General features: G+C 67.5%; 27 protein-coding genes and 1 pseudogene. 10 read left to right on the forward strand and 18 right to left on the reverse strand.

The genetic code is table 11. The annotated features are described in order from the left end of the window. Positions 1–39: 39 nt before the first annotated feature. The gene (locus JRI60_RS29000) at positions 40–1,530 is read right to left on the reverse strand and encodes a PQQ-dependent sugar dehydrogenase (RefSeq protein WP_204219125.1); all 1,491 of its coding nucleotides are present in this window, start codon (positions 1,528–1,530) and stop codon (positions 40–42) included. Between the two features lie 174 nt (positions 1,531–1,704). On the opposite strand from JRI60_RS29000, the gene JRI60_RS29005 reads away from it, so the two are divergent. Continuing rightward, positions 1,705–3,414 (forward strand): serine hydrolase domain-containing protein, encoded by a 1,710-nt coding sequence (locus JRI60_RS29005; protein ID WP_239469776.1) that lies wholly within the window; start codon positions 1,705–1,707, stop codon positions 3,412–3,414. A 21-nt stretch (positions 3,415–3,435) separates the two neighbouring features. On the opposite strand, the gene JRI60_RS29010 is transcribed toward JRI60_RS29005, so the two are convergent. Then, entirely contained in the window at positions 3,436–4,137 is a 702-nt protein-coding gene (locus tag JRI60_RS29010; RefSeq protein WP_204219127.1) for a hypothetical protein, read from the reverse strand. A gap of 221 nt (positions 4,138–4,358) precedes the next feature. Here JRI60_RS29010 and JRI60_RS29015 point away from each other — a divergent pair, with 221 nt between their 5' ends. After that, the gene (locus JRI60_RS29015) at positions 4,359–4,640 is read left to right on the forward strand and encodes a mersacidin/lichenicidin family type 2 lantibiotic (protein WP_204219128.1); all 282 of its coding nucleotides are present in this window, start codon (positions 4,359–4,361) and stop codon (positions 4,638–4,640) included. Positions 4,641–4,825: 185 nt separating this feature from the next. Continuing rightward, positions 4,826–6,163: a hypothetical protein gene (locus tag JRI60_RS29020; RefSeq protein WP_204219129.1), complete on the forward strand. Its 1,338-nt coding sequence runs from the start codon at positions 4,826–4,828 to the stop codon at positions 6,161–6,163. A gap of 167 nt (positions 6,164–6,330) precedes the next feature. Here the strand turns inward: JRI60_RS29020 and JRI60_RS29025 are convergent, their stop codons facing one another. From JRI60_RS29025 to JRI60_RS29045, 6 genes are all read right to left on the reverse strand, one after another. Beyond that, on the reverse strand, positions 6,331–7,041 hold the full coding sequence (locus JRI60_RS29025; RefSeq protein ID WP_204219130.1) for a hypothetical protein: 711 nt from the start codon (positions 7,039–7,041) through the stop codon (positions 6,331–6,333). 313 nt (positions 7,042–7,354) lie between these two features. Then, a complete protein-coding gene (locus JRI60_RS54650; protein WP_275439010.1) occupies positions 7,355–7,489 on the reverse strand; it encodes a hypothetical protein in 135 nt (44 codons plus the stop codon). Further along, complete coding sequence (locus tag JRI60_RS29030) at positions 7,490–7,648, reverse strand: hypothetical protein (protein ID WP_204219131.1); 159 nt, start codon at positions 7,646–7,648, stop codon at positions 7,490–7,492. It abuts the gene before it with no gap. Between the two features lie 55 nt (positions 7,649–7,703). Further along, entirely contained in the window at positions 7,704–9,077 is a 1,374-nt protein-coding gene (locus JRI60_RS29035) for a serine hydrolase domain-containing protein (RefSeq protein ID WP_204219132.1), read from the reverse strand. 159 nt (positions 9,078–9,236) lie between these two features. After that, positions 9,237–9,620, reverse strand: a complete 384-nt coding sequence (locus JRI60_RS29040; RefSeq protein ID WP_204219133.1) for a terminase — start codon at positions 9,618–9,620, stop codon at positions 9,237–9,239. A 9-nt stretch (positions 9,621–9,629) separates the two neighbouring features. Further along, the gene (locus tag JRI60_RS29045) at positions 9,630–10,322 is read right to left on the reverse strand and encodes a helix-turn-helix domain-containing protein (protein ID WP_239469777.1); all 693 of its coding nucleotides are present in this window, start codon (positions 10,320–10,322) and stop codon (positions 9,630–9,632) included. Between the two features lie 244 nt (positions 10,323–10,566). On the opposite strand from JRI60_RS29045, the gene JRI60_RS29050 reads away from it, so the two are divergent. After that, a complete protein-coding gene (locus JRI60_RS29050) occupies positions 10,567–12,408 on the forward strand; it encodes a glycoside hydrolase family 5 protein (RefSeq protein ID WP_204219135.1) in 1,842 nt (613 codons plus the stop codon). Between the two features lie 144 nt (positions 12,409–12,552). Here JRI60_RS29050 and JRI60_RS29055 read toward each other — a convergent pair whose 3' ends face one another. The 3 genes from JRI60_RS29055 to JRI60_RS29065 form a co-directional block, all read right to left on the reverse strand. Beyond that, positions 12,553–14,628 (reverse strand): Kelch repeat-containing protein, encoded by a 2,076-nt coding sequence (locus JRI60_RS29055; protein WP_204219136.1) that lies wholly within the window; start codon positions 14,626–14,628, stop codon positions 12,553–12,555. Between the two features lie 171 nt (positions 14,629–14,799). Then, complete coding sequence (locus JRI60_RS29060; RefSeq protein WP_204219137.1) at positions 14,800–15,699, reverse strand: hypothetical protein; 900 nt, start codon at positions 15,697–15,699, stop codon at positions 14,800–14,802. Between the two features lie 79 nt (positions 15,700–15,778). After that, positions 15,779–16,561, reverse strand: a complete 783-nt coding sequence (locus tag JRI60_RS29065) for a Uma2 family endonuclease (protein ID WP_204219138.1) — start codon at positions 16,559–16,561, stop codon at positions 15,779–15,781. 229 nt (positions 16,562–16,790) lie between these two features. Between JRI60_RS29065 and JRI60_RS29070 the strand changes: the two genes are divergently transcribed. Further along, on the forward strand, positions 16,791–18,119 hold the full coding sequence (locus JRI60_RS29070) for an Ig-like domain-containing protein (protein ID WP_204219139.1): 1,329 nt from the start codon (positions 16,791–16,793) through the stop codon (positions 18,117–18,119). Positions 18,120–18,195: 76 nt separating this feature from the next. Here the strand turns inward: JRI60_RS29070 and JRI60_RS29075 are convergent, their stop codons facing one another. Both JRI60_RS29075 and JRI60_RS29080 read right to left on the reverse strand, forming a co-directional pair. Further along, on the reverse strand, positions 18,196–18,975 hold the full coding sequence (locus JRI60_RS29075; protein WP_204219140.1) for a GNAT family N-acetyltransferase: 780 nt from the start codon (positions 18,973–18,975) through the stop codon (positions 18,196–18,198). Between the two features lie 176 nt (positions 18,976–19,151). Beyond that, complete coding sequence (locus JRI60_RS29080; RefSeq protein WP_204219141.1) at positions 19,152–19,307, reverse strand: hypothetical protein; 156 nt, start codon at positions 19,305–19,307, stop codon at positions 19,152–19,154. 393 nt (positions 19,308–19,700) lie between these two features. Between JRI60_RS29080 and JRI60_RS29085 the strand changes: the two are divergent. The 4 genes and pseudogenes from JRI60_RS29085 to JRI60_RS29100 form a co-directional block, all read left to right on the forward strand. Further along, positions 19,701–19,836, forward strand: a pseudogene (locus JRI60_RS29085) (IS5/IS1182 family transposase); the annotation flags it as partial. Between the two features lie 92 nt (positions 19,837–19,928). Further along, positions 19,929–20,360, forward strand: coding sequence for a MarR family winged helix-turn-helix transcriptional regulator (locus tag JRI60_RS29090; RefSeq protein WP_204219142.1), 432 nt, complete (start codon positions 19,929–19,931; stop codon positions 20,358–20,360). Positions 20,361–20,390: 30 nt separating this feature from the next. After that, entirely contained in the window at positions 20,391–21,134 is a 744-nt protein-coding gene (locus JRI60_RS29095; RefSeq protein ID WP_204219143.1) for an NADPH-dependent F420 reductase, read from the forward strand. A gap of 133 nt (positions 21,135–21,267) precedes the next feature. Further along, the gene (locus JRI60_RS29100) at positions 21,268–21,693 is read left to right on the forward strand and encodes an NAD(P)-binding domain-containing protein (RefSeq protein ID WP_204219144.1); all 426 of its coding nucleotides are present in this window, start codon (positions 21,268–21,270) and stop codon (positions 21,691–21,693) included. A gap of 83 nt (positions 21,694–21,776) precedes the next feature. On the opposite strand, the gene JRI60_RS29105 is transcribed toward JRI60_RS29100, so the two are convergent. After that, on the reverse strand, positions 21,777–22,403 hold the full coding sequence (locus JRI60_RS29105; protein WP_204219145.1) for a TetR/AcrR family transcriptional regulator: 627 nt from the start codon (positions 22,401–22,403) through the stop codon (positions 21,777–21,779). Between the two features lie 66 nt (positions 22,404–22,469). Between JRI60_RS29105 and JRI60_RS29110 the strand changes: the two genes are divergently transcribed. Further along, positions 22,470–23,210: an SDR family NAD(P)-dependent oxidoreductase gene (locus JRI60_RS29110; protein WP_204219146.1), complete on the forward strand. Its 741-nt coding sequence runs from the start codon at positions 22,470–22,472 to the stop codon at positions 23,208–23,210. Positions 23,211–23,360: 150 nt separating this feature from the next. On the opposite strand, the gene rplC is transcribed toward JRI60_RS29110, so the two are convergent. The 4 genes from rplC to JRI60_RS29130 all read right to left on the reverse strand — a co-directional run bounded on the left by rplC (position 23,361) and on the right by JRI60_RS29130 (position 26,617). Next, positions 23,361–24,044 carry a 50S ribosomal protein L3 gene (gene rplC / locus JRI60_RS29115; protein WP_204219147.1) on the reverse strand — a complete coding sequence of 228 codons (684 nt, stop codon included), beginning with the start codon at positions 24,042–24,044 and terminating at the stop codon, positions 23,361–23,363. 143 nt (positions 24,045–24,187) lie between these two features. Next, complete coding sequence (locus tag JRI60_RS29120) at positions 24,188–24,961, reverse strand: hypothetical protein (protein WP_204219148.1); 774 nt, start codon at positions 24,959–24,961, stop codon at positions 24,188–24,190. Positions 24,962–24,993: 32 nt separating this feature from the next. Continuing rightward, positions 24,994–25,395 carry a hypothetical protein gene (locus JRI60_RS29125; protein WP_239469778.1) on the reverse strand — a complete coding sequence of 134 codons (402 nt, stop codon included), beginning with the start codon at positions 25,393–25,395 and terminating at the stop codon, positions 24,994–24,996. A gap of 145 nt (positions 25,396–25,540) precedes the next feature. After that, positions 25,541–26,617: a HupE/UreJ family protein gene (locus JRI60_RS29130; RefSeq protein WP_204219150.1), complete on the reverse strand. Its 1,077-nt coding sequence runs from the start codon at positions 26,615–26,617 to the stop codon at positions 25,541–25,543.

Consider the following 26,617-nt stretch of genomic DNA (forward strand, 5'->3'; position numbering starts at 1 on the left):
CACTGACACGTCGGCTGGACGTGGAGATCGACTGCGACATCAATGGCCGTGCTCGCCCGCCTTGCTTTGTGCCGCGGGTCTTTCCCGAGGCGAGCTCGACTGGGGGGCCGGCACGAGCCGCGCGATGCGATCGGGTTCGTTGAAAGCGATGTAGATGTAGCCATCCGAGCCGCTCACGACGTCGCGCACCCGGCCGACGTCCTTGAACAGCACCTCCTGGTGCACGACCTTGCCGTCCTCGAGCCTCAGGCGCCTCAACTCCTGCTGAGCGAGCGCGCCCACGAACAGGTCGTTCTTCCACTGGGGGAAGCGACTGCCCGTATAGAAGTCGATCGCGCTCACGGCGATGGAAGGCGTCCAGTGCAGCACGGGCTGCTCCATGCCCTCTTGCGCGGTGCGGTCGGTCATCGGCGTGCCGTCATAGTTCATGCCGTAGGTGATGACCGGCCAGCCGTAGTTGAGACCGGGCGCGATGCGGTTCAGCTCATCACCACCCCGGGGGCCGTGCTCCGTCTCCCAGAGCTCCCCGGTCACGGGGTGCCGCGCCAGGCCCTGCGGATTGCGGTTGCCGTAGCTCCAGATGCTCGCGATGGCGCCCTCGCGGCCGGCGAACGGGTTGTCCTTCGGAATGCTCCCGTCCTCGTGGATGCGGTGCACCTTGCCGTTGGGCCGCGACAGCTCCTGCGCATCCTCCTTGCGGCCCCGCTCCCCGATGGAGAAGAACACGTGGCCCTTGCCGTCGAAGACGATGCGGGAGCCGAAGTGCACGCCTCCGGTGCGGTAATGCTCGGGGCGCGCGCGGAAGAGCGTCTGCTGCTCCACGAGCCGACCCTCGCGCAGCTTGCCCCGGACGAGCACCGTCATGGCGGAGTCATTCGCGCCAGGGTCGCTGTAGGAGAGGTAGATCCACCCGTTCCGGGCGTAGTCGGGATGCACCGCGACGTCGAGGAGGCCTCCCTGGTTCCGCGACCAGACCTCCGGCGTGCCGCTGATGGGCTTGGGCAGGAGGCGGCCCTTCTCCACCACGCGCAACCGTCCGGCCTTCTCCGTCACCAGCATGCGCCCGTCGGGCAGGAACGCCATGGACCACGGCGTCTCGAGTCCCTCGGCGATCGTCTCGAGCTTGAACGCGTGCCGCTCACTGTTCACGACCTTGTCCGCCACGGGCCTGGCGAAAGAGGTGCTCTCGCTCCGCTTCTTCGCGCCCTGCTCGCGCAGGTAGATGACGAGTGCGCGGATGTCCTGGGGCGACAGCGTACCCGAGAAGGCGGGCATGCCCTCTGAGAGCCGCCCCTCGCGGATGCTCCGCGCGATGCTCTCGTCGTCCGCGCCGGACTTCCAGGTGTCGTCGACCAGGTTCGGACCCAGCCCGCCCTCCAGCTTGGGGCCGTGGCAGTTCACGCAGAGCGAGGCATAGATCTCGGCGACGTCGCGCCGGGACGACTGGGGGGACTGGGGCTGCTGCGCGCTCGCGAGGGAGGCGAACACGAGCAGCCCGCACATCAGGGGGGAGCTGAATGCGTTGGACATGGCGCGCGTACTCTACTGAAGTTCTCCTCCAGCACAGCCCACGGCCCTCTTGGCTCGCGGACTGGTTGGTGTCATTGGCTGCGTCCTATCCGGGAATATCGCCATATGCTCACCGTTCGTGCGCCGGGCTTCGCCAGGTTGCCGGCTGCGCGGACAGAGACAAGGAGGTTCTCGGTGAACGCCGTTCGATCGATTTGCTGTCTGGTAGCCGCCGTCCTGGCCTGGTCCGCGCAAGCGTCTCCGGCCCGGGTGAAGACGGCGGAGGATGCCGACGCCGCCCGGCGCCACCGACAGGTGGATGCGATCTTCGCGCCGTGGAGCGGCGCGGATACGCCCGGTTGTGCGGTCGGCATCTCCCGCGACGGAGCGCTCGACTACGCGCGCGGCTACGGAGTGTCGAACCTGGAGTACAACGTACCGATCACGCCGCAGTCGATCTTCTACATCGCCTCCATCTCCAAGCAGTTCACCGCGTTTTCGATCGGGCTGCTGGCTCAAGAGGGCAAGCTGTCGCTGGACGACGATATCCGCAAATACCTGCCGGAGATGCCCGATCATGGCAAGACGATTACCATCGCGCACCTGATCCACCACACCAACGGCCTGCGCGAACAGGGCCAGCTGCTGAACCTGGCCGGCTGGCGCGGCGACGACCTGTACACCGAAGCGGACATACTCTGGGCGTTGACCCGGCAACGCGGTTTGAATTTCGTTCCGGGCACGGAGGTCGTGTACGGCAATGCCGCGTACACGCTGCTGGGGGTGATCGTTCGGCGCGTGTCCGGCAAGTCGCTGCGGGCGTTCGCCGACGAGCGGATCTTCAAGCCGCTCGGCATGGCCGACACCCATTTCCACGACGACCACACCGAGCTCGTGCCCCGGCGCGCATCGGCCTACAGCAAACGCGAAGGCGGCGGCTGGCGGATCAGCGTCCCCCATATCGACCATTACGGCTCGACCAGCCTGTTCACCACGGTCGGCGACCTGCTGAAGTGGGAGCAGAACCTGCTCGACGCGCGCGTCGGAGGGCAGGCGCTGATAGCGTCGTTGCAAACCTCCGGCAGGTTGAACGACGGCACCGCCACCGGCTATGGCGGCGGCCTGCGGCTGTCAGATCATCGCGGCCTTCGCATGGTGAGCCACGACGGCGTGGACGGCGGCTACCGCACGGACGCCATCCTCTTCCCGGACCAGCGGCTGGCCATCGTTGCGTTGTGCAACGGCGCCACGATCGCGCCCGAAGACCTCACGAGGAAGGTGGCCGAGGTGTATCTGGGCGATCGCATGAAGAACACGATGCCGCCCGCCGTCAAGCTGCCGGAGGCGGAGCTGTCGGCGCTGGTCGGCAACTACTGGAGTCCCTTGACGGATGAAGTGGTGCGGCTGGAGGTCAAGGACGGAGCGCTGCGCCAGGTCGGCATGCCCACGGCATTCGTGCCCATCGGCAATGGCGCGTTCCGTCCGGGCGAGTCGACGCACGTGTGGCGCTTCTCGGAGCCGGCGGCCGATGGCCCGCGCGGGTTGAGCATCAAGGATGTCTGGCCGACGACGAGGGACTTCATCCGCGTGACCGCGCCCATGCCCACGGACTCGGCGTTGGCATCGTTCGCCGGGCAGTACCGCAGCGACGAGGTCGACATGACCTACACAGTGCGGGTCGCGGATGGCAAGCTGGCGATACGTTGGCCACGCCGGGACGAGGTCGTGCTGGAAGCCGTCGGCGGGGACCGCTTCGTCGGCTCGCTCGGCACGGTCACGTTCACGCGGGCGGCCTCCGGTGGAATAGACGGGTTGACGATCAGCAATCGTCGCCTGCGCCGTCTGCGCGCGGAAAGGCTCGTGGCACCGGAGACGCCGCGAATGCGGGTGCCACGTCCTGGCTGATGAAACGCTCTCGTGCCGTGCCTACTGGTCGAGACGGACGACGTAGTCGATCGCGTTGCCCCAGATCGGTTGGTAGTCGCAGCCTTGGGGAGGCAGGTTCCATGACAGGATGGAACGCGCCTTGCGCGCTTGCCCGTTCATCGGTTGCACCAGGAATTCGTTTTCGTTCGCGTTGGCCACGACCGCGAACTGCCAGGGCGGCCTGTTGTTCGAATCCGCCAGGTGCACGCTGTCGCTACCGACCGGCTGGAGCACGCCCGAGGCGTCGGCGATGCAGTGCAGAACGTACTCGCGGCTGCCCGGCAACGGAGCTCCGCCAAAACCGGAGGTTTGCTTGACCTGCACCGGGCAGGCGAAGGTCCTGCGCTGCGGATCGTAGCCACAGCAAGGCATCTCCTCGAAGAAGATGCTGCCCACACGAGACACCTTCGCACCGCACCGACGTGCCGCGACGAAGAAGGTGTCGTCGGGCTGCAGCTTCGCGCTGTCGGCGCTCCCGCACTGCTTGAACTTCTCGTACAGCGAGTCCTGGAGCTTGACCTGCTCGGCCTTGCTCAGCTTCTCGCTGCCTTCGAGCGCCTTGATCACCTCCTCTTTCACCGACGCGTCGCAGGCCGTGGTCTGCTGGGCGTGCGCGGCCAGCGGTGCACCGAGCGCGAGCAGCACAGCCAACGCGAGCTTTCGTACCCTCAATCCGTTCAGCAGGGACTTCAAGGCGAACATGGTGGATCTCCTCTCCAGACAGGAAGAGGAGATGTGTGAGGGATGTGATGGGCGATTCCAGGCGCTCACGCGCTTTTCTTCCTGGAGCGCTTCAGCCTGCATGCCGGGTAATCGTTTACGCGTCAGGCATTGTCGGGGGCGGCCAGGGCTCCATCACACGCCATGCCGGATGACTCCACCTGTTGGGGCTCTCCGAGGAGAGCGCCCCGAGGAGGCCAGCCATGAACACAGAGACGATCATCCGTGCGTGGAAGGATCCGGAGTTCCGCGCGCACCTCCCCTCGGAGCTGCGGCAGGCGCTCCCCGAGAATCCCTCCGGCAGGCCCATGAGCGAGCTCGTGGATGACGACCTGGCGGACGTCGTGGGGGGCGGGACCCCCCCCAGGCTGATTACGCCTCTGCTCGTCACCCGTGTTGGCAACGCCTGCATCACGCATGGGAGCGCGTTCGACAACTGTCCCAGCGCCCTGTACTGCCCGATCCCCGTGATTTTTGACCTGTGATTTCTTGACGGCCGATGGGGTCAGCGCTTCAGCACCCTGCCCCAAGCTGCCTGGACAGCAGACGGACGGCCATGACTGTTCGTTCGCGAACGCCCTGACCTCCCCTACGAACAAAGGTTGCCGCACTTCCCAGCGCACACCGTTCGTAATGCTGGGGCGACTCTGCTCCAGTAGAGGGGGGAGACATGAAACGACAAGCCCAATGGATGGGCCTCTGGAGCGTGCTGGCACTCGCGAGCCTGGCAGCGTGTGGTGGCCCGCAGGATCCAGGGGAGGTGGAGCCAACTCTCGCGGAGCAGGAGGTCTCTGAAATCGAGGGACTCTCGGGTGACACGAAGCACTGGAACCACTCGAGACCTCCGGAGCAGAAGTGGGTGCGGATGATCTCCGCGACCTCGGAAGCCGAGACGCAGGCCATCGCGCACGATCCGGACCGCAACGTCATCGTGATGATGACCGACGTCGGAGGTCCCATCGACTTCGGCACCGGGCCTGTCAGCCCGCCGTTCCCGTCCGGCCGCATCGGCGGGCTCGCCAAGTACTCACCCGAGGGGAGCCTGTTGTGGGCATTCATCCTCCCGATCGAGCCCACCGACACCGTCTCCTTTCCTTCCGGCTTCGGCTTCGCGCTGGCGACTGACAGCAAGGGCAACATCCTGCTCTCCCTGGTCGTCGGTGGGCGGTTCGTCAAGGACGGCCTCACCCTGACGTCGGGGGAGTACCTCCTGAAGCTCGACAAAGACGGGAGAGCGGTCTGGGCGCGCCGGCTGCCTACCCGGGCCAGGGCACTCACGGTGGACGACGAGGACAACATCGCCATCACCGGCACCCTCGAGGGCACCACGGGGCCCGTCACCGAGTTCGACTTCGGCAATGGCCCCATCATTGGTGCGGACTTCCACGCGTTCGTCGCCCGGTACTCCCCGCGGGGCAAGCTGGACTGGGTCTTCGTCGATGACGAGGTGGTCCGCACGGCCGCCATCAAGGCGGACTCGCAGGGGAACTTCTACTTCGCGGGCATCCGCTTCCCGGAGATCCCCAGCGGCACCGGCACGCCCTACATTCGTAAGGTATCCTGCTCTGGCGAGGGCAGGTGGTCCCGCATGCTCGAAGGGAGCCAGGGCGACATCAGGGATCTCGCGGTGCGTGGCAACACGGTCGTCGTGGTGGGATCCTTCTTCGGCTCGTTCCACTTCAACGGACGGACCTTCAGCGCTCCGCCAGATGATCCGGACACATTCGTGCTGGCCTTGTCACGCCAGGGCCAGGATCGCTGGGGGCATCAGACCGAGGAGTCGTTCGCGGCAGTCGAGATAGACAGCCAGGGCGGGGTGCTCGTCGCCGGCGGAAGCGACAACCCCGATCCCCTGCTGCGCATCACACGCTTCCAGCAAAGCAACGGCCGAAGGATCTGGGCGCGCACCTTCGCCGAGTTCCCGTCGGCCACGGACGCCTCGCTGTCGAGGAAGGATGAGCTGGCCATCACCGGCGGCCGCATCTACGTCCTCCAGCTCAAGCGCTGAGCCACGGAGGGCCTGCCGGATGGGCCTTCACGGCACCGACTCCGGCGGGCCCTCCGGTCCTCGCCGGTCTGAATACGCTCCTGGATATGCATGGGGGCGAACGTACCGCACCCCAGCCCTTCCCCAGAGGGAGAGAGACTGGGGCGTGGGGTGAAGCGGCACTGGATTCAGAAGCAGTAAGCCCTGGCACCAACACCAGTGTGGGCGGAGGTACCGGAGAGATACCAGGACCCAACACTTGAATAGATGCGGATCATCTCATTCCAGCTATCGAACTGTCCCGCCATTCTCGTCAAGGCACAGGACCGGCCCGAGGTGCTTCCCATATGCGTGGGGTACGTCTGGCTCTGGTTCCAGGCGTACCCACCGTTGTAGCTACTCTCCGTGATACACCGGGCGCGGGCGAATCCATTGCCAGCCTGGGAGTTCCCAAACAGGAACCACGAGCCTCCGCTTGGATAGACGTAAACCCAATCCGCTGCGCTGTTGAAGCTACCACCGACGCGCGTGAGGAAGCATACACGGCCCGTTGTCGAGCCCAGGTTCGTTGGCAACGACTGCCCCGCGGTCCACGACTCCTCGACGGAGAGGGATGTGGTACTGGCCCGGTCCGCGCACCCGGCTCTGGCGCTATGCGCGGTGCCAGAGCCGCCGATGTACCAGCTTCCTCCCGAAGCGAACACGTGAACGGAGTCGTAGCCGCTGTCGAACGCCCCCTGGATACGGGTCAAGAAGCAGACCCGGTTCGACGTGGAGCCCAAGGGTGTTGCAGGATAGCCAGCCGTCCAGTCGCCGCCGTTGTTGTAGGGTAGCTCCTGCGTGATGGTTTCCAGAGCCGCTTGGGGGTCGGAGCCTTCCTCCCCCTGGCCGTCCAGCATGTCATCGGGGCCGCAGCCTCCCAGACTCGCGGTCAAGGGCAGAAGAACGACGAGATGCCTCAGTCTAAGCACAGTGCCTCCTTGGATTGGGGGAGAAGCGAGTTCCAATTTGAGGTCATTCCTCAAGGAATCCAAGTGGACATGTCTGATCTGTTTTCCAGCCGCTGCGCATTCACCCTTCAGGGCAATCAAAAGCCCTCTCGCGCATGAAATCGCTGGGGCCTCTCCGACAGTCTCCGGTGAACATGCCGGTGCTTCACATGGGCAGCACATGCGCCCGGACCGGCCCCGTCCTGGAGGGGCCGTGGCGGCGTCAGCGCACGCCCAGCATGACGGCGCGGGACTCCTCGAACCGTCCGGCGAGGAAGCCCATCAACGCGCGCACCCGTGGCACCTTGTGGGCCTCGCGCGAGGCCACGAGCCACACGTCCTCCAGGGGCAGCTCCATCTACGGGAGCACGGGCCGTAACTCCGGGTAGAGGCTGGCGAGCGCGCACGGCAGCGCCGCCACGCCCTCGACTCGTCCAGGGCCGAGCGCGAGCTGGGACTCCGCTTCCGGCCTCTCGAGGAGACCTTCCGGGATGCCGTGGAGTGGTTCGCCACGCACGGGTACGTGGACCGGGCTCGCCTGCCACGGAGCGTGGAGACCCTGGCCTCCAGGCCTACGGCTTCGACTCCGCGGGCTCACGGAGGAAGACCTGTGGCGAGCCCCCATCCGACAGACGCGTGACGGCGACGGCCCGTCCGGCCTCCAGCGTGAAGCGCAGGTGCAGGTCGGAGTTGTCCGGGAAGAAGAACTCCGTCGGGGACAGGGGCTGGATGAGGCCGGGCGGCCCCTCCCCGAGCACGCTGTAGAGGTGACCGTCCCGCAGGTGAATCGTGCGCACGGCGTCCCCGCTGCGATAGCGCCCGACGAGCGCTTGGAGCGCCTCCGCGGAAACCCCCGCGGGCGTGGGCTCCGTCAGGGGTTGCCCGATGGCCAGCGCCGCGAGGCGTTTGGCCAGGAACTCCGGTGACACATCCCCCTCCTCCCCGTTCATCAGCACGACCACTGCAACCCTGGACCGGGGCAGCGCCGCGACCTGCACGTGATAGCCCGGGTTGTCTCCGCTGTGGTGGATGTAGGGCTGCCCGTGCAGCTCGCCAATGCGCATGCCCAGGCCGTAGCGGGTGTCCTGCCCGTCCTTCAGGTGGAACGGCGTCGTCATGGCCTGGAGGCTCGCGGGCGAGAGGACCTTGCCGCCATGGAGGGCCAGGGTCCAGGCCGCCAGGTCCTCCGCGTTGGAGACCAGGCCTCCCGCGGGGCTCGGGCTCATGACGGGAGCAGGCCTGGGCCCACTCGAATAGGGCGAGGCCAGCCCCACAACCAGCTCGCCATGATTGGGAAATGCGGTGTGCGTCAGGCCGAGCGGCTGGAGGAAGCGCTCCTTCAAGAAGGTCTCGTAGGGCTGACCGGAGAGCCGCTCCACCAGGAGCCCGAGAAGGATGTAGCCGGAGTTGTTGTAGGCGAAGCGTGTCCCGGGCTCGAATTCGAGCGGCCGGCCCTCCAGCCTCGCGATGAGCCCGGCGGGTGTCACCGGCTCCTGCATTCGGAAGTCCGGCGCGCGGGAGTACTCCCAGAGCCCCGAGGTATGGGTGAGGAGATGCTCGACTGTGATGGCAGCCCAACCCGCCGGAAGCTCGGGAAGGTAGCGGCGGATGGGAGCCTTCAGGTCCACCCTGCCCTCCTCCACCAGCTCGAGCACGGCCGCGGCGGTGAACTGCTTGGTGGTGGAGGCAATGCGAAACACCGTGTCTGGTTTGACGGGGACGTCCAGCTCCACGCTGGCCAATCCGTATGCCTTCTGGAACAGCGTCCTGCCATCCTTCACCACCAACACCACGGCGCCCGGTTGGTCCGCCCGGAACTTCCCCGCCAGCAGCGCTTCCATCGCGGCGGCGGGAGCGCTTCGCGGAGTCTTCCGCGCCTCCGCGGACCGGGCGCGGACGGGTGTGACGAGTGCGAGCAGCAGCAGGACGGAGAAGAGGGTTCGCATGCGGCACCTCCGGACGATGCACGGCCCCAGGCACGCGCGCGAAGCGCAGCCCCGACCGAGCGCGGAATGGGATGGATGCACGCTGTATTACGAAAACATTCGTACATGTCAACGAAAACCTTCGTAGCTCGAGCAACGAAACGGGGCGATGTCGCGGCGTCAGGACGCGGACGTCCGAGGCTCGGAGGCAGGGTCCGCCGCGCGCCATGCCCGGGCGAAACCTCCCGACAGCACGAAGCGGGGAAATGTCACCCACTGCTCGGCGAGGATGCGCGCGAGGACGTCCCGGGGACCCCGGAAGGGAACAGGCGCGACGTGTTCCATCCGGTGACCGCGGCCTTGAACCGCCATCGCGCCCACCATGGCCAGGACACCGGGCAACACCCACGTGAGCGAGGTAAAGGGCGCGGCGACGAGGCACAGCGTGCCGAGCTGGAACACGGGCACCGACAGCGCGTGCAGCAGCAGGTTGCGGCGCGCGGCGTGGTTGTCCGGGTAGAGCTTCCACTGCCAGGGGAGGAGTTTCTCGGAGCGTTCCATCATGGGGGAAACCTACGAGCGCCCGGCCCCACGGTCTTGAACGAGCTGGCTACGGCGAGCGCCGCGCAACGCCGACGGCGGCATGCCCAACATGCGCCGGAAGGTGCGCGACATGTGGGCGGAGTCGGCGAACCCGGCCGCCTGGGCGGCCTCCCCTAGCGGCATGCCCGAGACGATGGCGGTGGCGGCCCGCTGGAGCCGCAGCCATGCGAGATAGGGCCGCAGGGGCAGCCCGATGGACTCGGTGAAGGCGTGCATCAGACGTCCGGGGGACAGCCCCACCTGGGCCGCGAGCGTGGCGAGCGAGGCGTCCTCCCCTGGGGGCAGCTCGTGCAGCAGCCGGAGCACGCGCCGGACGCGGGGGTGGATGGACCGGGGAGGAGAAATGACTCCGGCCCCCAGCACCTCGACGACCCGCCGGGTCCATGCCACGCCCTCGGGACCCATGAGACGCGAGGGCTCGGCGTCCCGGGCGAGGGTGTCGCGCTCGGCGGTGGAGAGCGCCCGGAAGGGTCCGGTCAGGGTGGCGGCGAGCGCGGCACCGGCCTCGCTCTCCGGATCGAGGAAGACGAGCAGCACCTGACGGCCCTCGGCGTCCAGGGAGTGGGGCACATCGGGCGCCGTCAGCACTCCGGCCAGGCTCGTCCAGGGCGCATCGGCGACCCGCATCCGCACGGGCCCATCCAGCCCCAACACGAGGTGCATGGCGTGGTGGGAGTGACCGGTACTGCTCGCTCCGGGGCCTCGCGAGGCCAGCAGGGGCGGCCAGAGCGGAGGAGGTCCTCCGAAAGGGAGATGGGGCACTTCGGAGAGGCGCACCCGGTGATGCTAACCCCAACTCCCTCAGGCCATCACCTCCTGGCTCAGGTAGCCAACCGGGCGTTCTGGCTGGACTCTCCTGGTGTTCGGGAGTTCAGTCCCGGCGCCCCTCACCCAGGAGCCGTTCCCGATGAAGAACAGTCTTCTGCTGTTGATGTTGGCAGTGCTCCACCTGTGCGGCACAGCCGCCCTGGCCCAGACCGGAATCGCGACGCAGTGCAGCCCGCGCGTTCCGCTGAGCACCCGGGGCCGGTACATCGTCGACCGCTGCGGAGAGCGCTTCAAGCTCAAGTCCGTCAACTGGTTCGGCGCGAGCGATCAGCTCGAGGTGGTGGGAGGCCTGGACAAGCAGAAGCTGTCGGACCTCGTCACAGGAATGAAGGCGCTGGGCTTCAACTCCGTCCGGCTGCCGTTCTCCAACAACATGCTGCACCCGGACGACAACAAGCCCGCGGCGCAGCGGTGTCTGGAGAAGTACGGCGTCACGTGTATCGACACCACGAAGAACCCGGAGCTGCTGAACAAGACGGCGCTCGAGGTCTACGACGCCGTCGTGGCGGAGCTGACGCGGCAGGGACTGGTGGTCATCCTGAACAACCACACGACGAAGTCCATGTGGTGCTGCGGCTGGGATGGCAATGGCTTCTGGGACAGCAGCCAGGCCCTGCAGCGGTGGCAGGACGACTGGGTGATGATGGCGGGGCGCTACCAGGGCAACAAGTGGGTGGCCGGGGCCGACCTGCGCAACGAGGTGCGTCCGGACGGACTGGACAGTCCCAACTGGGGTTTGCGCAACCAGCATGACTGGCACATGGCGGCCCAGACGATGGGCAACCTGCTGCTGCGGACGAACCCGGACCTGCTCATCGTCGTCGAGGCGGTCAACTGGTGGGGACTCCTGGACGGAGAGCGCCCGCAGCTGAAGCCCGTGAGGCAGCGGCCCGTCGCCCTGTTGCGCGGAGACAAGCTCGTCTACGCCGTGCACAACTATGGCTACACCGGGCCCAATCAGTCGGGAGGCTCGCTGGGCAGCGGCCCGAAGTACAGCGACATGGACAAGTCCACGCTCCACGGCACTCTGGACCAGGAGTGGGGCTTCGTGCTCGCGGCGAATCAGGCGTACACCGCGCCGGTCTGGATGAGCGAGTTCGGCATCGGCTACAACGAGCAGGCGGCCAACTCCCGGGCGTGGTTCAGCAACCTCGCGGACTACCTGATCGACAAGGACGTCGACTGGGCCTACTGGGCCATCAATGCGGCGAAGTTGCAGAGCTCGGTGCAGGGGGAGGAGGAGACCTACGGCCTGTGGAGCTATCCGGACTGGAGTGGCGTGCACAGCGGTGACTGGCGGCTCGGGACGGGCCCCTTGGGCCGGCTGCTCGGGGCGGACGGGCGGACAGGCGCCGTGGATGCGACGCGCTTCCTGCCAATGACCGTCCTCCTGAAGAACGGGAGCTCCACCTACTACGTGGACAACAACTCGCTGGATTTCGACTGGCACTCGGGCAAGGCGAAGCTCAGCTGTCCGAGGGGCTATCGCGTGGTGGGGGTGAGCGCGAGCTTCTCCATCCTCTGCACCAACGCGGGAGCCGTTCCCGCGCAGCAGGGCACGGGGAGCTACCAGACGGTCACCCAGGAGGTCTCACCGCTGCGCTACCCGGGTGACTGGGCCAACCAGAGCATCAAGTTCGAGTGCCCCACGGGCTCCTACGCGGTGGGCGTCTCCACGGCGAACCCGTTCTGGCTCGAGCTGGCGGGCCTGCTCTGCGAGCAGAACACCGGTGGCATCCCTCTCAACAGCAGGTCGGCGAAGGACTTCTGGGGAGGAGACCAGCGCGCATCGCTCTCGGGAGGCGACTGGAGCGTGGGCCAGCACAAGGGGCAGTGCGCCGACAACCAATACCTCATCGGGTTGGCGCATCGCCGGAGCGGGCTCGCGGACTACCCGTCGGTGGTGCTCTGCTCCAACTGAGAGCGCTCAGGGCCTGGCGAGCGTGAGGTCCAACACGGTGATGGACCAGGGCGGGCGCCATCGGTTCTGACAGAAGGGAACGAAAAAAGGGGCTGCCCCCTCGCGGGAGACAGCCCCTGACAGCTCACGCGGTGAAGGCGCGGACTACCGGCTGCTCAGGTCGTACACCTCGCTCGAGTACGAGTTGGCGTTGCTGACGCCCGCGGTGATGAGCACCCGGCCACCCGGCAGCGGCGTGGCGGTGTGCTCGTAGCGGTCCTGGCCCATGGAGGCGGTGGCGCACCACGTCCCCGAATTCGAGTCATACAGCTCGGCGGAGGTGTGGATGCCCGTGGAAGCATCGTAGCCGCCGGACGCCAGCACCAGGCCGCCGCTCAGCGGGGTGAGGGAGTGGCGACGGCGGGGCGAGGACATGTCCGCCGTGGCCGTCCACGTGCCCGTGGCCGGGTTGTACACCTCGGCGCGGGCACTGGTGGGTCCATCCATGCCGCCGCCCGTCACCAGCACCTTGCCATCGGCCAGTACAGCGGCCGCGTGGAAGCCACGCGCCGTGGCCATGCCGCCCGTGGAGGTCCAGGTGCCCGTGGCCGGGTTGTACACCTCCGCCGAGGCCAGGCAGTTGGAGCCCAGGCACTCGTCCCCGTTGTCCACGAGGCCGCCGGCCACCAGCACCCGGCCATCCGGCAGCGCGGTGGCGATGAAGGCGCGACGGGGATGGGCCATGCCGCCCGTGGAGGCCCAGGTGCCCGTGGCCGGGTTGTACACCTCGGCCGAGGCCAGCACCGTTCCGCCCTCGTTCGTTCCACCCATCACCAGCACGCGGCCGTCCTCCAGCCGCACCGCGGAGTGCTCGCGGCGGTACGTCACCAGATGACCGGTGGCGGCCCAGGAGCCAGTGGCCGGGTTGTACACTTCCGCCGACTCGCTCGCGCTGGCACCATCGCCGCCGGCCACCAGCACCCGGCCATCGCTCAAGAGAGTGGCCGTGTGGAGGCGGTGGGAGGTACGGGGAGCGCCCGTGAAGCTCCAGGTGCCCGTGGCCGGGTTGTACACCTCGGCGCTGGGATAGAAGCCGCCCACCGCCAGCACGCGCCCATCCGCCAGGGCCGTGGCCGAGTGCTGCAGGTGCAGCGCCGACGTGCTGCCCGAGGGGGAGAACCGGCCCGAGTTGAGCTCGCAACGGGTGGCCTCGTCCGCCACGCCCTTCACCTCGACGTAGTACCCGGTCCCTCCGCCATGGTCCTCGCGAAGGACCTGCAGGTAGTGCCTGCCCGGCGAGAGGTTCCCGAGCGGGAGGGTGTACTCCCACGTGGAGGCCGAGCCCGGCGCGAGCGCGCCAAACTTGTAGCTTCCGTCGAGCCAGACGAAGACACCATTGTCCACGCCGAAGCGCGCCACGACGTCGTGCATTCCCGTCAGGCCCGCGTCGATCGTGTAGACGATCGCCGTCTCGGTATTGACCGCCCAGGTGGCGGGAATCACCGTGGGCGCGCTCCAGTACGGGTTGAGCGGCAACGGGTTGGCCGACAGCCAGTTGCCGAGGATCGACCCCACCGCGGACAGGTTGGGCTCGGCGGCGGGATTGATGACCGGGTCACCCGAGGCGCCGTTGGCGAGCGGGAACTGCGGCTGGGTGCCGTCGAGCGCGGTGCCGAGCGCCGCGTTGTAATACGCGGGCGTCGAGCCATTGACGAGGACCGTGGGCACCTCCTCCACCACGCGCACGTCATCGATGAGCCCGCCGAGCGCGTCAGGCTGGCTCAGGTCGGCGAACCTGAGCGACGAGCCGTCCCTGGAGGCCGTCACCCGCCAGGAGTGGTGGCTCCACACGGAGCCGCCATGGCCGATTCCGTTCCCATCCAGGATGGAGAGCAGCGTGCCCTCCCAATACACGCCGATGCGGTTGTCCCCCACGCCCGGACGCGGGGAGAAGCCGACGGAGAGCTTGTAGGTGCCCCCCGCCCGGGTCGGCAGTTGCTGGACCATGGCGCTGGGCCCGTGGGAATCGAGCTCGACGACCTGTGCCCCTTCCAGCGCACCCCATCCCTGGATTTCGATTCCCGGGCCCGACACGGCCGTCCACCCGGGGATGCCGGAGTAGACCGACCAGTTGGGGGCGACCCCCGGAGATTCGAAACCGCCATTGACCACGATGGAACCCGCGGCCAGGGCGGGCGTGCCAGCGGACACGAGCAACAGGGCACCGAGCAGATGCTTCATCAACCTCTCCTTGAGATGGAACGAGCCTGGAATGAGCCTTCGGCCCGTGGCCGAAGCGCGAACACCCTGCCCTGCTCGAAAGTCCGGGTCTGTGACACAGCTCTCACCGAAGGTGTGAAGCCGTTCACTCCCGGGCCAGTTCCTCGGACCGACGTAGCGCGGGACTCATGCTCAATGGATGCTGAGTACCTGCTGGCACGCCTGGGGCAACAGCCGCGAGGACCTTCCCGCGATGCACGAGATGACAGTCGGCATCCCGCGCACCACCGCACCCGCGAAGTACGCTTCCCGCCGTTCACTCGAGTCGAGCATGCGCAGGTACGTGCACTCCGTCCTGGCGCCGTCGATGGCGCAGGGAAGGCGCGACTCCAGGTAGCTCGCCCGGGGGACGTCCTTGAACGTCAGCATGCCCTCCCGCACGGAGTCCCGCAGGCGGGAGGCATCGGGGAGCCGGGTCCAGTCGAGCCGTGAGCCATCGCCGCACTCAATCCGGCCGCCGCCATTCTCCGCCGTGAGGTTGCACCCGTCGGGCGCGACGAGCTCCCGGCCCGCGAGCGCGGCATCCGATTGCGCCACGGCCACCCCCTCCTCGGGGAGGGCCCTCCACGGTTGCGCCGCGAGCTGCTCCAGCACCCGCCCACAGCGGGACTGCAGCTCCGGCGTGCCGCGGGCCTTGCAGAGGACCCGCCGCGCCCCCTTCCCCTTCACCGGCACGACGGCGAACACCGATGCCTCCTGCGCCTCGGGCACCTTCGCGCGCATGCGCAGCAGGCGCACCTTGCGGCCCGCCAGCGTGGCCTTCACCTCCTTGAAGATCACTCCCCCCTCGGCCTGTCTCTGGAAGGTGCGGCGGCTGCGCTGCCACAGCCTCTGGGCGGAGACGCCCGCGTGGTCCGAGAGGATGGCACTGAAGTCACCGCACTTGTAGCTCCACCCCTCACCGCCGAACGGCTCCGCCGTACAGCCCGCCAGAAGAGACTGTGGGCCCGCGTGGGCGGACAGCGGGCACACCACCGCACAGAGCAGAAGGGCCAGGCCCGGCAGGAGACGGATCGAAGGGGCGCGAATCAACGGTGCCCAGCTTATCAGGACATCGCCGCACAAGAGAACGCTGGCTCGGCTCCAGAAGGGAGGTCATGCTGATGGAGTTTCACGTGTCGGACCTGGTGCGCCCTCGCAGCCGCTCCAACTCGGCCTGGAGCTCCGCCAGGCGCCGCTCCGCCTCCTCGCGTCCCCGCTCCGCCTCCTGCCTCCGCCGCGCCTCCTCTTCGCGCAGCCGCTGCTCCTGCTCCAGCAGCTCATGGGACTCCAGCAGCCGCGCGTTGCCCACCCACAGCCGCAGCTTCCCCCCCGCCAACTCGAACTCCAGTCCCAGCACCTCCGAGCGGTAGCGGCCCTCTTCCAGGGGAATGCGCTCGTACCGCTTCGCCTCGGGAGAGGGCAGCCGGTACGCCTCCAGCCGCTCCCGCGCCCGGTCACAGATGAAGTACTCGGGAATGCCCAGTCGGGCATAGCGCTCCACGTTGTACTCGGCGTCCTTCTTGCGATCGCCGCCCACGTGGACCTCCATCACCCACTCCAACCCCTTGCCCTCGTAGCTCACCAACCACTTGTTGCGCGGGTGCGTCTCCACATCCCGCACCACCAGCAGGTCCGGCGCGAAGCGCCTCTCCCCCGGGTAGTACACCGGCAGTTCCGTGCCCAGGTACACCTGCCGCCGCTGCCGGGAGAAGAAGCCTCGGAGCATATCCAGCGTCTCCAGCTTCGCCCGGGAGTGCAGGTCCCCCTCCGGCATCGCCATCTCGTCCCAGGTCACCTCGCCGGGAAGTGACTCCACCACCTGTCCCCGCTCCTCCACACTCATCCGCTCCCACTCTTCTTGCGTGGGCGCCTGGGGGAAGCGGCCTCCACGCTCCTTTGCGCGCTGTGCCATTGCCCAGAGCCTGGGATGGACCAGCGCGCGCGTCAATCGCCCCCGCCCTGCCCCCTGAGCAAGTGTCGGGCCGATCACCCTGCCCCCCCTCGCTCCGCGTGCAAGGCGCGCCCGCGACCGTCTCCGGCTTCGTCCTCACCGTCTCCTTCCGCGAACACATCACTCCAGGGGAGACTGTTCGTGCCCTACGGCACGCGGACTCCCCATCTACAGAATCGAGAGGCTCCCCATGCGTATCGCGCCGGCTCCCTTCCTCGTGGTCCTGATGCTCTGCGCGTCCGCCTGCGGTGGTGACGGTGACAGAGGTAACAGCGATGGCGGCGACAACCCCACGCCGGTCAAGGCCAGGTCCGTGGAGGTGTGGTCCATCGACGTCACCATCGGCGCGCCCTATGTCCCCGCGCTCGCGGTGGGCCGAACCCTGGACCTGTCGGCCGCTGCGTTGGACAGCACCCCCACCGAGATTCCGGGCTCCGCCTCGGAAATCCGCTGGTCCACCTCCGACCCCACCCTCGCGGCCATCACCCACACCAGCGGAAGGAGCACCCAGGTGACGGCGTTGGCACCGGGGCAAGTGACCGTGACCGCTACCTTCAACGGCACCCGCCGAGAAGTTCCATTGGTGGTCGCAAAGGGATACACGCTGACGGAGTTCAGTTCGCCGCGGCCGTGGGAGCGCATGCGGGTGACGAACCTGAACGAGCACGGGCACGTGGTGGGGAGCCTTGATGGGCACCCGTTCACCGGGAGTGCCTTCCTCTGGAAGGACGGGGCGGTGATCGAGCTGGGTATTCCCGAGAGCGTGGCGTGGGACGTGAATGACAACGGCCAGGTGGTGGGCTCCTTCAATTCCAAGCCAAACACGATCCCCAACCTCATCCACCCGTTCTCGTGGCAGGACGGACAGATGACCGACCTGGCGCCAGGCCTCGAGGAACACACACACGCGGTCGCGCTCAACAATCAGGGCGAGGTGGCCGGCTACACCAACGCCTTGTGGATGACTGGCGGAGAGCCGGCGCGTGCGGTGCTCTGGCGCAACGGCCAGCTGAGCGAACCCGGTACATTCACGGGACGCGCGGCCTACGCCCTGGACATCAATCCCCAGGGAGACGTCGTGGGTTTCTACACCCCGGCCTCCGGGATTGACGTGCCATTCCTGCTCCACGAGGGGCAGCTCTCGAGTCTGTCCGTGAAGATGGGCTCGGGCCAGGCGGTGGCCGTGAGCGAGGAAGGCACGATCGTGGGGAACAACGAAGACGGCGCCTTCGTGTGGAAGGCCGGGACCATGACGTACCTCCCTCCGAACTTCGATCTGGCCATGCGGGTTTCCGACGTGAACCGGCACGGCCAGGTGGTAGGCCATGCGGAGGCGCGGGCCGACAGGCCGCTGTCCCCTCCTCGCGCCTTTCTATGGATGGACGGCACCGCGATGGAGCTCTCGGGGCTGGTGGTTCAGCGGGGAGCGACCCTCCGCTATGCCCGGGCCATCAATGACCGCGGCCAGATTGCCGTGGAGACCGAGCGGGGGGGCGCCCTGCTGACCCCGGTCCCCTAGCAGGAGGGAGGCGCACCGCTGGCCGCAACCGGTATGGAAGGTTGGAGCCGAACCACGTGACCACGGCCTCCGGACGTCAGTCGTTGGTGAACATTGGAAACCGGCAGAGCGTCTCGAAGCCGAAACGTTCCAGCAGGGGCGCGGAAGTGCTCGCGCGGGCGTGGCTGGTGGCGAAGGGGATGCCCCGTCCGGCGGCATGGCCGAGCCGCGTGGTGACGAGGGCCCGGTACAGGCCCCGCCCACGGAAGGCGGGGAGCACGACTCCCCCGAGCAGGTACACGGAGCGCTCGAAGGTGACGAGCCCCGCCGTGCCCGCGGGCGTACCCCGGTGCCGTGCCAGGAAGAAGTGGTGGCTGCGATCGGGGTGGGTGAGGACCATCCGGTTGAACGCGGTGATCGGCGCCGGGTCCATCCCCCACCCCTCGGCCATGGTTCGCGAGTACTCCTCCACCGTACGCTCATCCACCTGCTCCACGGTGATGTCGCCCTCGGCGCTGGCCGGTACCGATGTCCCGCGAATCATCCCCAGCGTCTCGTTCCGGCGCAGGCCCCGGCGTTCGAGCCGCTCGGCCAGGTCCGCGGGCTGGCTGTCGGGTCCCACGGTCCAACGGAAGCGCAGCCCGAGGCGGCGGTAGGTCTCGAGCGTCTCGTCGATGACGGCGTCAGCCTCCTTCTCGTCCAGGGCCGAGTACGCCACCTCGTTGAGGCCACCCTGGCGCAGCGAGGGCGTGATGAGTTGCAGCCAACCGGGACGCTCGATGACCTGCGTGTCCGGCAGCGGGAGGTAGGCTCTCCGGGGCGTCTCCATCACCTCACGGAGGCGCTGGGCCCTGGTCTCGAGCTCACTGGTCGGCATGGGCGGAAGCTAGCGCATGAGAAGAAATGGGGGCACTGTTGTCCGCCCTGGCCGTCCTGCCGGCAGGGGCTGCTCACGGGAGCAAGGAGCTTGGGCCCCGTTGTAACAGCTAGCCGTACCCCGTCTGGACGGGGCGAGGATGAGCCCGCTCGGTGCCGGGGCAAGACGAGACGGCGTCAGTCGGAGTGTGCGGCGATCGCCTGGGCGTTGAGGGTCCGGTTCTCCGGATCGCACTCGAAGCTGTAAGGTGGGACATCGAGCCGGCCTGCCCGGCGGGCCTCCAGGCGCTCCGCCAGGCCGTGGCCGAGCAACCGCGCCGGGAGTGTCTCCACACCCGTCGGCTTCAGCCCCAGGGATGATGGCGTAGTGGCGGACGTCCGGCATGGCAGCTCCTTCTCTTTGAAAACCCTCTCGGAGACACCCTCTCGGCCAAGCCCCCGAGCCAGCCATCGCGTGCCCCCTCGCGCGCACGGGTGGCCTGGGGGACCGTGGCTAGATGAGTTGCGTGACGACTCCTGGCACACCCGAATCTCCGCTCTCGATCCTCTGCCGCGGCTGCGGCCTGTGCTGCGATGGCAGCCTCTTCAGCCACCTGGGGCTTGAGGCGGACGAGCTGGAGCGTCTGCGCGCCCTCGGTATTCCCACGCAGCGGCGGGGGAGCGGGATTGATCGCCGTCGGTGCTCGGACGCTGTGACTTTCCATGGAGCCCGGCTCGCGCCACTGGCTCGACTGGAGCCGGGCGGCCCTGGATAGCCGGAGCCTCCCGGCAAAGCGGGGGCGCGGCGGTCGGGTCCAACCCGACGGACAAGGGCAAGCCCGGCTCGAAGCACCACCTCCTGGTCGACCGGCGCGGCTCTCCTGAATGCTGAGCCTGGTGCCGTTCAGCAGGCGGCTTGACAAGCCATCAACGCCTCATTATCTAGCGAACTAGATACTAGCGCACTAGAAGAGGATGACTTTGAAACGGCGAACCGTCGGCACGCAGCTTTCCTTCGCGCTTTATTGCGCGGCGAACCGGATGGTGCGGCTGCACAAGCCGTTCCTTGAGCCGTTGGGCCTGACCTTCCCCCAATATCTCGCAACCCTGGAGTTGCTGGATGGCGCGCCACTTTCGGTCGGCGCACTGGGTGCCCGCCTGGACATGGATACGGGTACGATCACGCCGCTACTCAAGCGGCTCGAGGTCGCTGGGATAGTCACGCGAACACGCGACCCCGCCGACGAACGCCGAGTGCTGGTCGACCTGACACCTGGTGGCCGCGCCCTCGAAGCCGAGCTCCGAGGCATCACCGACAAAATCAAGTCGGCATGCCAGCTTACCGAGAGGGGCTTGGACGACCTTCGCCGTACGCTCGAAACGCTCGCGCACCCTGCAGTCGAGTGAAGCCTTCACGCGATACAAGGAGATTCGATCATGAAGATTGGCATCATTGGCGCTGGCCATATCGGGAAGACCTTGGTGCAAAGGCTGAGCGCGGCCGGACACGACGTGAAGGTGGCCAACTCGCGCGGCCCCGACACGATCGAGGCCGACGTGCTGGCCTCAGGCGGACGCGGGGTTTCGGCGGCGGAAGCCGTGGTGGACGTTGACGTCGTGATCCTCTCGATCCCCCTGAATCGTATTCCGGGGATCGCGCCGCTGATCGCCAACGTGCCATCCGAGACCGTCGTTATCGACACCTCGAACTACTATCCACAGCGCGACGGTAAGATCGACGCCATCGAAGCTGGTCAGGTCGAGAGCCTGTGGGTGGCCGAGCAGTTGGGCCGGCCGATCGTCAAGGCATGGAACTCGATCGGTGCCGACTCTTTCGCGAAGAAGGGGAAGCCCGCGGGGACTCCGGACCGCATCGCGCTCCCCGTTGCGGCCGATCGCGAAACGGATCGCAAGGTGGGAATGACGCTCGTCGAGGACACCGGGCTCGACGCTTTCGACGCAGGGACGCTTGCGGAGTCGTGGCGGCAGCAGCCTGGCACGCCCTGCTATTGCACGGACATCACCCGCGAAGAGATGCCGGCAGCGCTGGCGGCGGCAGACGCGGCGCGCTCGCCCAAGCGGCGCGACCTGTCGGTAGCGGCAATGAGCGAACGGTTCGGGGCAGGCGAGAACCCGGACGCGGAATATGGCGTCCGTCTGACTCGTGCGTTGTTCATGTGAGCCCTTGCGCAATCCTTCGCCAAGCATCCCGCGTACATCGAACTTGTAGCGAAGGGGGCAGGCCGAGATCGCCACGCGGCGTTTGCTCGATGCCAGGCCTCACCTCGGACCAGCAGCGTTGACAGGAGCGAATATGAAGATCGGGATTATCGGCGCCGGCAACATCGGTGCAACCCTTGCCCGCAAATTCCGCGCTGCTGGGCACGATGTGCGCCTCGCGAACTCGCGTGGGCCCGACAGCATCAGGGGACTCGCCGATGAGATCGGCGCTTCGGCGGTTTCGGTCGAAGATGCAGCCAAGCGCATCGTTCTTGGACTCGTTAGCGATGCTGGCTTCGAGGGGATCGACGCTGGCAGCCTTTCGCAGTCTTGGCGGCAACAGCCGGGGACGTCCGCATACTGCACGGATTTAACTGCTGACGAGCTTCGTCAGGCCCTCGCCGACGCAGACAAGGACAGCGCACCCCACAAGCGCGACCTGGCCATCCAGAAGCTGGGGGAAGCGACTTCGCAAATGACGAGCGACGACGTGGTTCGGCTCAATCGTTCCATGTTCTGAAAGCCAGCTAAGTCCTACAGTCGCACTTCCCTCCAGAGATGGACGCCCCACCCGCCCGTCGGGCCGCGTTTCAGGCACGGGCCTTACTTTCCCGTCAGTGATTGCCACGCCTTCATGGCGAGCCGGACCGTGGCCCGCAGATCCTCGTGGGTCGCTCCGTCACGGGCCTGGATGGACATCGCCTGCTGGACGCCCGCGTAGAACCGGGCGATGGGCAGTGGATCCACGTTTCGTGGAAGCTCTCCTTCGGCCATGGCGCGCTCGAGGCGCTCGCGGATGCGCTGAAGCACCTGGGCGCGTTTCGCCACGATGAGCGCCTTCAGTCCGGCATGGCCCTCGTCCCCCGCGGAGGCGAGCGTCACCATGCACCCCAGGGGTTTTCCGGGCCTGGTCAGCACATGGGCGGACCTGAGCAGCCAATCCTCGATCGCGCCATGCGCGGTCGGAGCCTTGGAGAACCCGCCCCAGACGAGGGGACCATGGGTCTCTTCGTACTGTTCCAGGGCCGCCTCATAGAGGGCTTCCTTGCCGCCGAACGCCGCGTAGAGGCTGGGCGAGTTGATCCCCATGGCCGCGCACAGCTCCGCGATGGACGTCGCGGTGTAGCCCTTGCTCCAGAACAGCTCCATCGCGGCGCACAGCGCCGCCTCCCGGTCGAACTCTCTTGGGCGGCCGCGCTTGGGCACCCGCTTTTCTGTAGTGGTCGGCACAAAAACCTCTTGACGCTCCTACCTCCATCAAGGATTTTGTGTCGACCATCACAGAAAGGGAACAGCATGTCGAAGCTTGCTGGCAAGAAGGCGCTCGTCACGGGAGCCAGTCGTGGAATCGGTGCGGCGATCGTGCGAAGGCTCGCGGCGGAGGGCGCGGATATCGCCTTCACCTATCAGCGCTCGGCCGAAGCAGCCCAAGCGCTTGCTCGGGAGATCGAGGCGCTCGGGAGGAAGGTCATCGCTCTGCGGGCCGACAGCGCGGATCCCGCGGCTGTGCAGCATTCCGTCTCGGCGACGGTCGAACAGCTTGGCGGTCTGGACATCCTCGTCAACAACGCGGGCATCGCCCGGGGGGGTCCGCTCGAGGAGATGGCGCTCGAGGACATCGACGCGCTTCTGAACGTCAATATCCGGGCGGTCGTGCTGGCCACGCGGGCGGCCATCCCGCACCTGCCTCGTGGCGGTCGCATCGTCAACATCGGCAGCAATCTCGCCGAGCGCGTGGCCTATGGTGGCGTCACGGTGTACTCCATGACCAAGTCGGCGCTGAGCTCGCTGACCAAGGGCCTGGCTCGAGACCTGGGGTCACGGGGGATTGCCGTGACCCTGGTCAACCCGGGCTCGACCGACACCGACATGAACCCGGCGCACGGACCGAGAGCCGAGAAGCAGCTCGGACTCAGCGCCTTGGGGCACTATGGCAAGTCGGAGGACATCGCGGCCGCGGTCTCATTCCTCGTCGGGCCGGACGCCGCTCATGTAACGGGTACCAGCCTCACGGTGGATGGGGGACAGACCGCCTGAACCAGCAGAAACACGAACGCCCCGCCCGGTGGGTAGACCGGAGCGGGGCGTCGGAATGGGGGCCCTGTGGCGGTGCCTGGAGGCTCGGTAGGACGAGTGACCCGGCCCTCCCCCTGGGCGAGGGAGGGAGCACACACGGGGCCTACGGCATTACTTCGAGGCGGCGGCGCGGGCGGCCTTGTGCTGATCGCGCAGGGCGACCTTGATGCTCGGGCGCACCACGATGATGCCGTCGTTGTGGCCGGGGATGGAGCCCTTGATGAGCAGCAGGCCCTTCTCCACGTCCACGTCCACCACGGTCAGGTTCTGGGTGGTGACCTGCTCCACGCCGTAGTGACCGGGCAGCTTCTTGTTCGGGTACACGCGGCCAGGCGTCTTACGCTGACCGATGGCGCCCGGGTGACGGCGGTACTCGTGGGTACCGCGCGTGGCCGTCTGCGAGCCCTTGAAGCTCCAGCGCTTCATGACGCCCTGGAAGCCACGGCCCTTGGTGATGCCCGTCACGTCGACCAGCTGGCCCTTGGTGAACAGGTCCGCCTTCACGGCGTCGCCCACGTTGTAGCCCGCGGCCTCCTCCGCGCTCACCCGGAACTCCTTCAGGTGACGGCGCAGCGGGGCATTGCCCTTCTTGAAGAAGCCCAGCTGCGGCTTGTTCAGGCTCTTCTCGCGGATCTCCCCGAAGCCCAGCGTCACCGCCGAGTACTGATCCTTCTCGGGAGTCCTCTTGCCCACGACCTGGCAGGTGTTGACGTCGACCACCGTCACGGGAACGAGGTTACCCTCCTCGTTGAACACCTGGGTCATTCCGATCTTCTTGCCAATGAGACCCTTCACGTCGTCCTCACAACTCGCGCCAATTGCGCGAAAACGTCAATGATTTCAGCAGTTTGCGTCCGACTTCAGTCCCCGGACGCCAGGAAGCGGCGCAATGTAGCAGCTTGCCCCCCACCGTCAAGCACGGCGGGAGGGTGGCCGCTTCACTCCGCGCGATCCAGCCGCGGGTAGAACGGTGCGAGCTGCGCGTCCTGGATGCGCTGCGCGTACACGTCCTCGCCGAGCAGGAACAACGCCTGGTCCAGATAATCCTCCGCGGCTTTGACCTCGGCGTCCTTCTCGGCGATCGCCCGGTCGATCTCCGCCATGGCCTGCTCGAACGTCTCCTTGCGGGCGTTCATCTCGTCTTCCATCTCGAGCATGCGCTTGTGCGCCAGGATGCCTGCGGCGCCGGGCTGACCGGGCTTGGGAGTGAGCGCCTGGGAGACCTCCCGGTCCAGCTCCTCCACCTCTCGGGCCAGCCGCATCTGCTGGATGCGGTTCTTCTTCAGGTTGTCGCGGGAGACGCCCAGCTTCACCGGATCCTGGGTGGTGAGCTCCAGGTCGGAGTGCTTCTTCTCCAGCTTCCTGAGCGCGTCCTGGGCATAGCGCAGGTCCGCGCGCCGGGTGGACAGCGTCTTGCGCAGCGTCTTCGTCTGCGCTTCCACGGCGTCCACCGCCTTCTTCCACTTCTTGACGATCTCGTACTGGACGGCGCGGTCCGCCTCGTACTGGGCGAGTTGGTCCTGCCAGGCCGCGTCCTCGTCGTTCATCTGCTGCTCGAGCGCGGCCAGCTCGTCGCGCCGTGCCACCACCGCCGCCTCGGCGCGGTAGACACGGTCCATGGTGCGCGGGCAGTTGGGCTTGCCCGGGAGGCGATCCCTCGCGAGATCGCCCAGTTGGAAGATCAGATCGTTGTAGCTCTCCGCCTTGGCCATGCCCCTGTTTTATGCCCAAGGCGAGCGGGCTGTCAGCTATCGGCCGGAGCGGCGACGACCGAAGAGGCGCTGGCCTCGGCGGCGGCCTGGGCAGCCCCTTCCGCCAGGGCGAAGAGCTCCCGGGCGCGATCCTGTTCCTCCGTGCGGTTGAGCTCGCAGACCCAGGCGCTGGACAGGTCCGCGTGCTGGCGGGCCAGTTCAGCGGTGGACTCGTAACGGGCCGCCGAGGCGCGGGCGAAGGAGCCCTCCCGGCGCAGCTCCATCACCGTGTCGTCGTCGAGGGTGATCTCCTCGGGCGGCACCGGCAGCGGCCCACGACCGAGCGCCGCCAGGCGGGCCAGCAACCGCGAGGCATGTGCCCTGCAAAATGCCGCCAGAACCATCAGCCGCGCCCGCCCGCGGCTATCTCCGAGTCGCTCGGCGAGCATCGTCATTCGACGTGCCGAAACCACCTCGGACTCCCATGCTGCTGCCAACGCCGCAGCCAAGCGGGTATGCCTTGCGCCCATCGGCCCTCCCCAGATCCTGCCCCCTATCCCGCGACGAAAGTAGGGACGGTTCCTCTGGGATTCAACCGATCTACCCCAAAGCACGCTCCATCAACCAATAGCCGCCGGCCGCGAGGATGAGGAGCGACAGACCACGCACTGTCCGCAGGTGCACAGCGGGACGACGCTGCACCAGCCGCACCAGCGGCAACAGCACGGCGATGACCGCTGTCTGTCCCAGTTCCACCCCCAGGTTGAAACCAAACAGCCCCGTCACCACCGAGTCGCCCAGGCCATAGCCGCTCAGCACGTTGGCGAAGCCGAAGCCGTGCACCAGCCCGAAGAGGAACGTGAGCAGGGCCCGGTGGCGGTGCTCGCGCAGCACCAGGTTCTCCACCGCCACCCAGATGATGGACACGGCGATGGCCGCCTCCACCCAGCGCGTGCGCACCTCGTCCAGGAGGATGAAGCCCAGCGCGGTGGCCCCCAGGGTGAGCGAGTGGGCCACGGTGAAGGCCGTCACCAACAGCAGCACCCGCCGGAAGCTCCCTCCCACCAGCAGCAGCGCCAGCAGGAAGGTCAGGTGATCGATTCCCTCGAAGATGTGCGAGACGCCCAGCCCCACCCACTCGAGCAGCCCCGAGGGCTCCTCGCCCCGCTCGGACCGTCCTGGTTCGGACACCACGAGTGTGGGCTGCTGAGCATCCGCGAAGCGCTGCCCCTGCTCGCCCTGCATGACGGTGCCGAGCACCACCCGGTAGTTGGCGGGCAACAGGGACAGCAGGGAGAAGCGCTGGCGGAGCTCGCCGGCCGGACAGGAGAAGGTGGCGCCGAGCTCCACGAAGGACGCTCGCACCACGGCGGAGGCGCCGGTGCGGGTACAGGGCTGGCCTCCGGCCGTCAGGGGAATGGCATCCCAGATGCCCACCGCCAGCGCCTGGGTGCGCGCGTCCAGATCCGCCTGGGTGAGCGCTCCGTCCCCATCCGCGTCCGCGGGAATGAGGCGGCCGAGCGTGTCCGCGGTGAGCGTGAGCCGCTCGCGCACCTCGGCCCCGCCCGCCTCCGGACGCCAGAGCTGCGCATAGAGGATGTCCGCGTCGTGAGCGCCCGCGCTCCCCGCAACCAACAGGAGGGCGAGCGGAGCCACCAGTCGGGCCGTCCGCCACAT

This window comes from Archangium violaceum (genome assembly GCF_016887565.1).
Lineage (GTDB): Bacteria > Myxococcota > Myxococcia > Myxococcales > Myxococcaceae > Archangium > Archangium violaceum_B.